The sequence below is a fragment of the Paenibacillus jiangxiensis genome (assembly GCF_046098255.1).
Lineage (GTDB): Bacteria > Bacillota > Bacilli > Paenibacillales > Paenibacillaceae > Paenibacillus > Paenibacillus jiagnxiensis.
Genome location: NZ_JBJURI010000012.1, coordinates 1 through 10,674 on the forward strand (window position 1 = coordinate 1; position 10,674 = coordinate 10,674).

General features: G+C 54.7%; 9 protein-coding genes and 1 pseudogene. All 10 read right to left on the bottom strand.

The genetic code is table 11. The features are described from left to right. Window positions 1-108: 108 nt before the first annotated feature. Complete coding sequence (gene dinG, locus ACI1P2_RS13020) at window positions 109-2,970, bottom strand: ATP-dependent DNA helicase DinG (RefSeq protein WP_355320287.1); 2,862 nt, start codon at window positions 2,968-2,970, stop codon at window positions 109-111. 159 nt (window positions 2,971-3,129) lie between these two features. Continuing rightward, window positions 3,130-3,876, bottom strand: a complete 747-nt coding sequence (locus tag ACI1P2_RS13025) for a tetratricopeptide repeat protein (RefSeq protein WP_355320288.1) — start codon at window positions 3,874-3,876, stop codon at window positions 3,130-3,132. A 15-nt stretch (window positions 3,877-3,891) separates the two neighbouring features. After that, window positions 3,892-4,275 carry an aspartate 1-decarboxylase gene (panD, locus tag ACI1P2_RS13030; protein WP_355320289.1) on the bottom strand — a complete coding sequence of 128 codons (384 nt, stop codon included), beginning with the start codon at window positions 4,273-4,275 and terminating at the stop codon, window positions 3,892-3,894. Continuing rightward, window positions 4,268-5,170 (bottom strand): pantoate--beta-alanine ligase, encoded by a 903-nt coding sequence (panC, locus tag ACI1P2_RS13035; protein WP_355320290.1) that lies wholly within the window; start codon window positions 5,168-5,170, stop codon window positions 4,268-4,270. The genes panD and panC overlap by 8 nt, the downstream gene beginning before the upstream one ends. Beyond that, window positions 5,167-6,042, bottom strand: coding sequence for a 3-methyl-2-oxobutanoate hydroxymethyltransferase (gene panB / locus ACI1P2_RS13040; RefSeq protein WP_355320291.1), 876 nt, complete (start codon window positions 6,040-6,042; stop codon window positions 5,167-5,169). The genes panC and panB overlap by 4 nt, the downstream gene beginning before the upstream one ends. A 275-nt stretch (window positions 6,043-6,317) precedes the next feature. Beyond that, complete coding sequence (locus tag ACI1P2_RS13045) at window positions 6,318-7,295, bottom strand: biotin--[acetyl-CoA-carboxylase] ligase (protein WP_355320292.1); 978 nt, start codon at window positions 7,293-7,295, stop codon at window positions 6,318-6,320. Continuing rightward, the gene (locus tag ACI1P2_RS13050) at window positions 7,282-8,568 is read right to left on the bottom strand and encodes a CCA tRNA nucleotidyltransferase (RefSeq protein WP_355320293.1); all 1,287 of its coding nucleotides are present in this window, start codon (window positions 8,566-8,568) and stop codon (window positions 7,282-7,284) included. Before ACI1P2_RS13050 ends, ACI1P2_RS13045 begins: the two co-directional genes overlap by 14 nt. 50 nt (window positions 8,569-8,618) lie before the next feature. Then, window positions 8,619-9,782, bottom strand: a complete 1,164-nt coding sequence (bshA, locus tag ACI1P2_RS13055) for an N-acetyl-alpha-D-glucosaminyl L-malate synthase BshA (protein WP_355320294.1) — start codon at window positions 9,780-9,782, stop codon at window positions 8,619-8,621. 41 nt (window positions 9,783-9,823) lie between these two features. Then, on the bottom strand, window positions 9,824-10,516 hold the full coding sequence (gene bshB1, locus ACI1P2_RS13060; protein ID WP_355320295.1) for a bacillithiol biosynthesis deacetylase BshB1: 693 nt from the start codon (window positions 10,514-10,516) through the stop codon (window positions 9,824-9,826). Next, window positions 10,513-10,674, bottom strand: a pseudogene (locus ACI1P2_RS13065) (methylglyoxal synthase); the annotation flags it as partial. The gene bshB1 and the pseudogene ACI1P2_RS13065, both read right to left, overlap by 4 nt.

The following is a 10,674-nucleotide window of genomic DNA, read 5'->3' on the forward strand; positions in this document are numbered from 1 at the left end:
TTCGGTCCACCCCCTGAAAAAGTGACAGCACGCGAAAATCCCTTTCATTCAGGGTCTTGACATCGTACCGCTGCTCTAAATTCACGGACTAATGAATCATTATGAGCTTTAGCTGCCCGCTTCCTCATGAAGCCATTCGGAAATGCGGGGCACCATCTGCTCTGTTTGCATATGCTCTATTTTCGGTCCCGGCAGGGAGTAGAGGAAGTGCTTTCCATAATAAGATTCGATGACTCGGGTATCATACACGATAACTACTCCCCGGTCCTTGGCCGTTCGAACGAGGCGTCCGAAGCCCTGCTTGAAGCGGATGACTGCCTGCGGCACGGACAGCTTCATGAACGGGTTCTTCTTTTGCTCCTGAAGCAGCTCGCCCTTCGCCTCCAGCAGCGGGCTGTTCGGCGGCTGAAAAGGCAGTCTGACGATGGCCAGACAGGTCAAGGCCTCGCCGGGAATATCAACGCCCTCCCAGAAGCTGCTTGTACCGAGCAGGACAGACGCCTTGGCGTCCTGAAACCTTCGTGTCAGCTTGCTGCGGCTACCGCTGTCCACGCCCTGCCCCAGCACCGTAATTTCACTAGAAGCCAGCGCCTCCTTGAGCGGTTCGTACACCTGCTTAAGCATCCTGTAAGAGGTAAAGAGCACAAGCATCCGCCCTTGCGTCGCCTCAGCCGTACTGCGCAGGGAGTCCACAAGCATGTCTACGAACTTGGCATCCCCGACTGTCCCTTTGACGCTCGGGAAATCCCGTGGGATGACCAGCAGCGCCTGCTCCCGATAGTTGAACGGAGAAGGCAGCAGAGAGGTAAGCAGACCCCCCGCCTCCGCGGCCTCCTGAAGGCCAAGCTGATCAATCATATACTGGAATGATTTATCCACAGACAAGGTAGCAGATGTAAGCACCACGCTTTTTTTCTTGTCAAAAAACATTTCCTTCAGCTGCTGGCTTACATCCACCGGCACGGCATAAAACTGCAGCGATTTCCCTTTAAATTGGCCGCTCGCTTCCAGCCAGTACACGGTTGTCAGGTCATCCATTTTAATGAAGAAGCGCAGGCTGTCACGGAAGGCTGCCAGATCTTTAAACAGTCCTGCAATATCAGTGACCAGGCTTTCGGCACCATAATCGTCCTGCTCGTCCTTGATTTCCTGCAAAATTCTGTCTCCCTTGCGGACGATTTCTCCAAGCCCGACATAGATCTGGTTTTCCAGCTGCTCCGCATCCCCCCAGCCCTTCGGTTTGGCGGAAGGCTTGAATCTGGCCGAGAACTGTCCGGTCTCCCCGGGAGAGGCGTCGCTCCGTTCCGGGAGCAACCCGAATAACAGGTCGCTGAGCTTATCCCAGGTCTCTTTAACATCCACCACCGCCGGATACAGGCTGTCGATCACATACGCCCATTCCGCACCCTTCTCATGCCCGGAGGACATAAGCTGCTGGCGCAGAACGGGCAGCTGCCCGTTCTTGCTGTCCTTGAACAAACGGGTCAGCGCATGCACGAACGTGAAATATTTCATATGCATGCCCAGATGTTTGCCTGCCACCTCTTCCAGATGATGTGCCTCATCAATGATCAGATGCTCATATGCGGGAAGCAGCTGATGGCTGGCTTTGACATCCGTGAACAGCTTGGAGTGGTTGGTGACCACAACATCTGCAATCCCGGCTTCCTGGCGCGCTCTATGGTAATAGCATTTGCGGAACCATGGACACTGTCTGCCAAGGCAGGAGTCGGAGTCGCTGGCAACCGTTTCCCAGAAGTCTCCTCCACGGCTGCTGAGGTTCAGTTCCTCATCATCCCCGGTTTCGGTTTGCGTAAGCCACACGATCATCTGCGCAGCTGTGAGCAAATCTTCCTTCGGGGTTGCAAAATCTCTTCTATTTATTTTATGTTCAAATTTACGCAGACACAAATAATGGCCCCGGCCCTTGAACACGGCCGCACGGAATGGAAACGGCACCGCTTGTGTTAACAGCGGAATATCCCTCTCCCGCAGCTGCTCCTGCAGGTTGATGGTATGGGTGCTGATCATCACTATTTGCCCGTTCTTGACGCTATGATACAGTGAGGGGAGCATGTATCCAAGGGATTTCCCCGTGCCCGTTCCAGCCTCAATGAGCAGATGCTTGCCCTCGCTAAGCGCCGTCATGACGCTCCCAATCATCTGGTTTTGCGACTCCCGCTGCTCGTAATGGGACAGAGACGACCGCAGCCGTTCCTGCACCTGCTCCATGTATTGCTCGAAGCTCACGCCTGACAGCGGATTGTCGCCGGCTTCGCTGCGCGGAGGCTCAATGTCCGTCCAATCATCCACTTTAAGGGCAAACTGGCGGTAATAGGTGTGACCCTCAAGCTCTTGCATCGGCTCTCTTTCCTTCTGCTCCCTGATTCCATCAAAAAACCAGGCCAGATCGCTGTCTTCCTCCGCGAACAAATCACTGAGCCTTTGCACGGCAAGAAGCGGCAGGCCGTTCAGTTCATCGAGGCATTTCAGAAATACCTCGGCCGTCACAAGCGCATCGCTGTCCGCCTGGTGCGGACGGTCATGGGCAAGCCCGAAATCGGCCGCAACAAAGCCAAGCTGATAGGAGGATAAGGATGGAAACAAAATTTTGAGAAAATCCATCGTATCCAGAATACGGCCGCTGAAAGGCAAATATCCGCAGCGGTCAAGCGCATTTTGCAGAAAATTAAAGTCAAATGCAATGTTATGTCCAACGAGAACAACATCATTCAGCAGGGGAACAAGCTCGACCATCATGTCCTCAAGGGAAGGAGCGTTCTCCACGTCCGCATCCGTGATGCCCGTTAATCCTGTAATAAAAGGGGGAATCGAACGTCCCGGATTGACATAGGAAGCATATACCTGTGAAATGCTGTAATCATGATCTATAATGGCCAGTCCGACCTGAATGATATCATCGGCGGACTGGGTACCTGTCGTTTCAAAATCCAATACGGCAAATTTCATGTTGAACCTGATCCCCTCATTCAGTCTTTAAGTTCATGCGAAAAATGAACCGGGTGGGATAACCCGGCTAATACATACAGCATATCAGAAGATGGGCGCTTTGAACATGAAGCAAACAAAAAGCGATGCACGCAGGCATCGCTCATTGGGCGTTACGTTTCACATATAGGCCATGAAATGGCTGCTGTAGCGCAGCCGCCCGGGGTCCGAGCGGCATGCCTCCATGTTATGGCGCGCTTCCTTCAGCGCAGGATCAAGCTCAAGTGCCAGCATAAAATGCTGTACAGCCTGCTCAGGTTCATTCTTTTTCGCCCGCACACAGCCGAGAGCATTATAAATAGCGGCCTTGATCGGCCTGCTCTCTGTCAGGCCAAGGGAATAATGAAACAAAGATTCCGCTTCCTCCAGCTGATTCAAATGCATATGCGACATCGCTGCATACATCTGAGTCAGCAGGCTTTCGGGATAAAACTCGGCAACCCTCCCGAACTGGGACAGCGCCTCCGGGTACATCATCAGCCTGTAGTAGCCCTGGCCGCGGATAAACGCTTCATGGCCCATTTCGGGCAGCGTGGGCGCGTCATTGGCGGATTGCAACATGCCGCTGCCGGCCACTTTGCCCATTTTTTCTTCAAAAGCCAGCCACTCATCCATAATGGAATCGCTCATGCGGCGCAGCAGGTTCCATTTATGGATGAGCTCCTCCTTGCGGGGGCCTTGAGCCGAAGGGTAATGCTTCACAATTTCATCTAACATGCTGTTCATTTCTGCGAATACATGCCGGAGCATATTGTGCATTCCACCCTTCATGGAAAAAATGATTCCTCCACTGCGGCCATTGCTGGCCTGCGGCGTTTGACGCCGTGAGTGTACAGTCACATTTTTCGCCCAAAGAGCTCTTTTCATCCGCGCTCCCATCGATTACATGACCGTTGCATGTGTTTCCTTCTGCATCGTCTGCACCGGACGGTTTTCCCCGTCCACAAATACGACGGTCGGTTTATAGGCTTTGGCTTCTTCATTCGTCATGGATGCATAAGAAATAATAATGACAGTATCCCCCGGCTGTACAAGACGGGCTGCGGCCCCGTTCAGACAGATGACGCCGCTCCCGCGCGGTCCGGTGATCACGTAAGTCTCCAACCGCGCCCCGTTGTTATTATTAACGATCTGCACCTTTTCATTCTCCAGCAGATCGGCCGCTTCCATCAGGCTTTCATCGATCGTTATGCTGCCCACATAATTCAAATTGGCCTCGGTTACGGTAGCGCGATGAATTTTGGACTTCATCATCGTTCTAAACATGGGAAAGGACCTCCGCTTTTTCAAGTCTCATATTGTCGATCAGGCGCGTTTTGCCGAAAAATACAGCCAGCGCCGCTATTATATCTCCATTTATATCATCAAACCGCTCTTCAGCACCCAGCGGCTCAAGCGACGGAAAGGTCAGAATTTCCACATAATCAATGCGGGCAAGCGGTGAGGATGCTACAACCGTCTCCAGGAAAGAACGGAGCTCAGCCACTGTAGCAATTTTTCCTTGTGACACCCCTTCACGCGCTTCCCGCAAGGAACGGGACAGCACTAAGGCCTGCTTCCGTTCTTCCTCACTCAGGTATACGTTGCGCGAGCTGAGAGCCAGTCCGTCATGCTCCCGCACGATCGGGCAGGGAACGATCTCGACGTTCATGTTCAGGTCAGTCACCATCTGCTGCAGCACAGCCACTTGCTGTGCATCCTTCATGCCGAAGAACGCATAGTCCGGCTGAACCATGTTGAACAATTTGGCTACTACGGTCGTTACCCCGTCAAAATGACCTGGCCGCGACGCTCCGCACAGCCGGTCTGTCAGACCAGACACCCGGATTTTGGTGCGAGTAGGCTGCGGGTACATCACTTCAACCATAGGGATGAACAAAATATCTACCCCTTCGCGCTCGGCGATCGCCGCATCCCGCTTCTCGTCGCGCGGATAGCTTTCAAAATCCTCGTTCGGCCCGAACTGAATAGGATTCACAAATATGCTGAGCACCACAATATCGCTTTGGTCGCGGGCGGCACGCATCAGGCTGGCATGCCCCTCATGCAGGTAACCCATGGTTGGGACAAAGCCGACCTTCTTCTCTTTTCCCGTGCCCGGGGCATGGCGGCGTGAAGCCAGCGCGGCACGCAGCTGCTGTACGTCCCTGACTGTAATCATGATCTGTTCTCCACCTTTTCTTTGCTGTTTCCGTATAATGTATCCATTACCCCGTCATCTGCATTGAAAACATGCTGCTCTGCGGGAAATGCCCGTCCCTTCACATCGTCCACATAACGGCCGATGCTGTCTTTGATCAAGGTCCCAATATCTCCGTAGGTCTGTACAAACCGCTTCGGTCTGTAAGGCGACGCATATTGAAGCACATCATGGTAGACCAGCACCTGTCCGTCACAGCCGCGGCCGGCACCGATGCCAATAGTCGGTATGGAGAGCTCTTGGGCAATATGAGCGGCCACTTCCTCCGTAACCAGCTCCAGCACAATACCGAACGCGCCCGCTTCCTCCAGCGCCTTGGCGTCGGCCAGCAATCTGCGCGCATCGGCAGCATCCCTGCCTTGAATCCGGTAACCGCCGATCTGGTTGACAGACTGCGGCGTCAGACCGATATGCCCCAGAACGGGAACACCGGCCTGCACAGCCGCCCGCACAACCGGAGCGATTTCAGCACCGCCCTCCAATTTGACCGCATGCGCCCCGCCTTCCTGCATCAGCCGGCGGATTCCGGCAAGACTTTCCTGAATACTCCCGTGGTATGTCATAAACGGCATATCAGCCACTATAAACGTATGCTCGGCACCACGTGCCACCGCCCTTGTATGGTAGACCATATCATCCAGCGTCACCGGAATGGTGGAGTCATATCCGAGTACGACATTGCCGAGCGAATCGCCGACGAGAATGATATCGACCCCCGCCTCTTCGGCCAGCCTGGCCGATGGGTAATCGTATGCCGTGATCATGCTGATCGGGGTGCCTTCCTCTTTCATTTTTTTCATCTTCACAATGTTTAACGCCTGTTTAGCTGCCATCCTTGTGGCTCCCTTCTTCTTTTTTGGACAAACGCAAATAAACCTTTTTGCAAACGCATCTCGTCTCGGATATGCGTCGAAAAGGTCCGAACAGCCAAAAAAGAGTCACTCGCGATCGTCCCTTCTGTCTCGGTCCTGTTCGGCTCAGAGCAGAATCCAACGTAACCAGCAAATGAAGCTATGATGGTCAAGTCTGCGGGCAACCTGCCCTGGAGTGCAGTTCGGAACAAGCCGATACCGCCTCCAGCAAAGTATAACAAATTGAGTCAGATTTTTCACTGATTAATTTGAATGTCTCCGGAAAAGACTGTCGTCAGACTTCCGTCACTGCGTCTGACCAGCAGTGCACCCGAAGCATCCAGCCCTTCCGCAGTTCCTTCCACAGGCTGCCCGTTGTCTCTGACAGACACCCGGCGGCCGACGATGGCCGACAGCGCCTCCCACAAGACGCCGATGGGCTTGAATCCCTCCTGACCATACAGCGTATACAGGTCCTCCAGCTCTTCCATAACTGCCGCAATCAAAGCGGCTCTGTCAACAGCCCCTCCGGCCGCTTCCTTCAGCGATGTGGCTATAGTCCTCAGCTCTTCGGGATAATCCTCGGCGTCCAGGTTGACATCGATCCCAATCCCCGCGATGCAGTAGCGGATTCTCTGATCCTCGACCGCCGATTCGAGCAGGATGCCGCATACTTTGCGGCCGTCCACCAGCAGATCATTTGGCCATTTGATAAAAGCCTCAACGCCTGCTACACGCCTTACAGCCCGGCATACGGCCACGCCGGTCAGGAGTGTTAGCTGTGGCGTGTACTGAAGCGGCTGCTGCGGCCGCAGGATGACGCTCATCCATACCCCTTTGCGGGGCGGGGAAAAAAATTTACGCCCTTGTCTTCCCCGCCCTCCGGTCTGCTCCTCTGACACCACCAGCGTGCCTTCAGGGGCTCCCTGCTCTGCCAGGCGCATCGCATCCCCCTGCGTCGACACCGTCGTGTCGAGCAGCTGCAGGTGCCGTCCGAACACCTTTGTCCGGATTGCCCCGGACAGGGCATCTTCATCCAGCTTGTCCGGCTTCGCCGCAAGCGTATAGCCGAGCCGTGGGGAAGCCTCAATAACATACCCCAGCTCACGCAGCTTATTCACATGCTTCCATACGGCTGTTCTGCTTACGTTCAGCACCCGGCTGATCTCCTCGCCTGAGATATGGGAAGCGCCTGCTTTCTCAAGCATATTCAACAACTGCTCATGCTTCTTCAACTTCTGTCACCCGCTTTGCTTCCTCAATCAGCCGCTCTTTCACATTTGGGATATCCCCGCAGGCGGCGGCCAACAGGAGATGTTCCATCAGCTTGCCAAGCCACGGCCCGCCTCGCCTGTTCAACTCCGCCAGCAGATCATTGCCCGTAATGTTCAAGTCCTTCATATGTTCAATCGGTGTTTGGTCTGTCCATTCGCTGCCATTGGCTTCCAGCACGTCCGCAACCCTCCGGGAAGCGGCATCCTGCCTGAAGTCAGGCGGCAGAACTCCGTTGACAGCCAGCCAATCCGCTGCTGACTCCTTTCCCCACTGGAGCAGCCACGAAATCCACAGCCGCCGCAGGTCCGCTTCATCAGAGGCAGAAGGCGGCACAACTGCGACCGCTTTATCCCATTCCAACAGACGCAGCATGCGGATCCGGAAAGCATTGGAGAACGTCCAGTCCCGCAGCATGGCATCCGCCTCTTCAGGCTCGAAGCCGCCGCTCAGCAGAAGCAGCTCCCAGCGCTGCGGCTCAGGGAGCTCATTCAGTCTTTCAAGGGATCGAGCGTTAATCCTCTCCCAGGGCGTTGCTGCCTTCGTGCTGAACAGCAGAGCACTTCTGCGCAGCAGCTCAAGCCCGCGCAGCGGATCGGGGCCTTTCATGATTTTCTCCATTTCCGTCCGCACCCGTTCCATGGCAATAAAGCGCAGCAGATGCCTTTTGCGCAGCAGAGCCTTCCAGGTCGACGGCGCGATGCGGAAGCCGAAGACAGCGGCGAACCGCACGCAGCGGAGCATGCGCAGCGCGTCTTCTTCAAAACGCTCATCCGCCGCGCCCACACAGCGGATGAGGCGGCTCCGGATATCGGCTTCCCCGCCGAACGGGTCTACAAGCTCTCCATCCCTTGTCAGCGCCATCGCGTTCATCGTAAAATCCCGGCGCCGCAGATCCTCCCGCACATCTTTCACAAACCTGACATCCTGCGGGCGGCGATGATCCTCGTAATCGGATTCGGTCCGGAAAGTAGTCACCTCAAAGGAATAACCGCCCGAAACAACCGTTACCGTACCGTGTTGAATGCCTGTAGGTATGACATTGTCAAACAGCCCGACCACCTCGTCCGGCTCAGCCGATGTCGTCAGGTCCATATCCTGGATGGAACGTCCGAGCAGTTCATCGCGTACACAACCGCCGACCCAATAGGCGTCATGCCCTGCGCTGATCAGTCGGTCAAGGACCCTTCCGGCCTCCAGGGCCATATCCCGATCCGCGCAATGCCAACTGTTCATAGCCTTTCCACCTTTACTGCTGTAATCCGCAAAAAACGGACGCGTTTGCCTTAACAGTTCACTGGTCTCAGATCAGGCACCTCGCGTCCCAATACGCGGTAATAGATTTCTTCATATTGTCTTCTGATTCTATCGTTGCAGAACACGGTCTGCGCCCGCCGCAGGCAAGCCTCGCGCAATCTGGCCGCATCTCTGTCATCCGTCAGCAAACGGATGGCATACTCGGCCATTCGCTCCGTATCTCCGATTGGGGCCAGATACCCGGTCTCTCCATGGACGACAAGCTCCGGTATGCCTCCGGCGGTGGAGCCGATCGTAGGTACGCCGCAGGCCATCGCTTCAAGCGCAACCAATCCGAAGCTCTCCTTCTCAGAGGGCAGCATCAATATATCGGCCATGGACAGCACCTGAGCGATATCATCCTGCTTGCCGATAAAATAAACCTTGTCTTCCAGACCGAGCTCCTCAATTCTACAGCGGATTTTTGGCAGATCCGGACCTTCGCCGACGAACAGCAGCTTGGATTTGACCCTCCGCTGCACCTTTTCGAATACGTCAAGGACGTCGCCCACTCTTTTTACAGGACGGAAATTCGAAATATGCATCAGCACTTTCTCGTCCGGCGCGGCAAAATCGCTGCGCAGTGAAGCGGACTCCCGTGGATAATACACCCTTTTATCAACAAAGTTATAAGTCAAATCGATCTCACGCGTAATATCGAGCACTTCCCGCGTTTCACGGATCAGATCATTGGATACGGCTGTAACGGCATCGCTTTCGTTGATGGCGAGTCTGATCAGGTCCTTTAACGATTCGTCCTGGGCCAGCACCGTGATATCCGTTCCATGCAGTGTCGTAACAACCTTCAAGCGGTCCCCGACCATCTGCTTGGCCAGAAAAGCGCATACCGCATGCGGAACCGCATAATGCACATGCAGCACATCAAGGTTTTTCATCTTTACGACCTGGGCCATCTTCGTCGCCAGTGACAAATCATAAGGAGGATAACGAAACACATAATAATCATTGACTTCCACTTCATGATAAAAAATGTTTTTATGAAAATTCCCGCCCAGTCTGAACGGGATCCCGTTGGCAATAAAATGGACCTCATGGCCCTGCTCGGCAAGCAGCTTGCCCAGCTCGGTAGCCACTACACCGGAACCTCCCAGGGAGGGGTAGCAGGTAATTCCGATTCTGAGCCTGTCATTCATGATTAGCAGCCCCCTTTCACATTCCGGCAAGCAAAATAAATTTAAAACAATTCGATTTTATAAGGGGACTTCACCGCAAATCCCTCGGCAAACGGAATCAGACTCCGCTGTCCCAGCAGGGAATCGCGGGCCTTGACCCGTTCTATGTATCCTTGATTGAGAGGGGTGGATACCACATCGGCTCCCGCAGCCCCCTGCTCAAATTGTGAGCTGTAACAGCCAAGCGCCTTTTCCTTAATATTATAATACCCGGTTATATCCACGATTAGATCAGCCCGGCCCAGATCATTAATAAAATAAAAGTAGAGCTGATCCACACGGACAGGTGGCAGCTCCGGCATGTAGCGGCGCAGTTTTGCGTTGAACACCGCTTCCTCCACCAGCCTGCTGCACATCACATGATCCGGATGGCGATCCTCCCAGTACGGCGCAAATACAATCTTCGGAGCATGGCGGCGTATTTCCGCGGTCACGGCGGCCACATTCTCCGGCGTGATGTACAGCCCACGGTCCGGGAGCCCCAAATTGGTGCGCGCGGACAGACCGAGCACGGCGGAGGCGGCTTCCGCTTCCGCGGCACGCCTTTCCACCGTACCGTTGGAGGACATTTCGGCCCGGGTCAGGTCGCATATTCCGACCTTCAGTCCGGCCGCGGCATGCTTAGCGATCGTGCCGGCCATTCCGATTTCGGCATCATCCGCATGTGCGCCGAATATAAGAATGTCCAGACTCATTTGATTTCACCGTCATGGACGCCAGGCTTGTATTTGTGAACCAGCTCCCGCCAGGCAAAATCGCCGCGGTCGAGCGCCTTCACCAATATTTCAGCCGTAGCAATGTTCGTCGCAAGCGGTATGCCCTGTACGTCGCACAAGCGGAGAAGGGCGCTGAT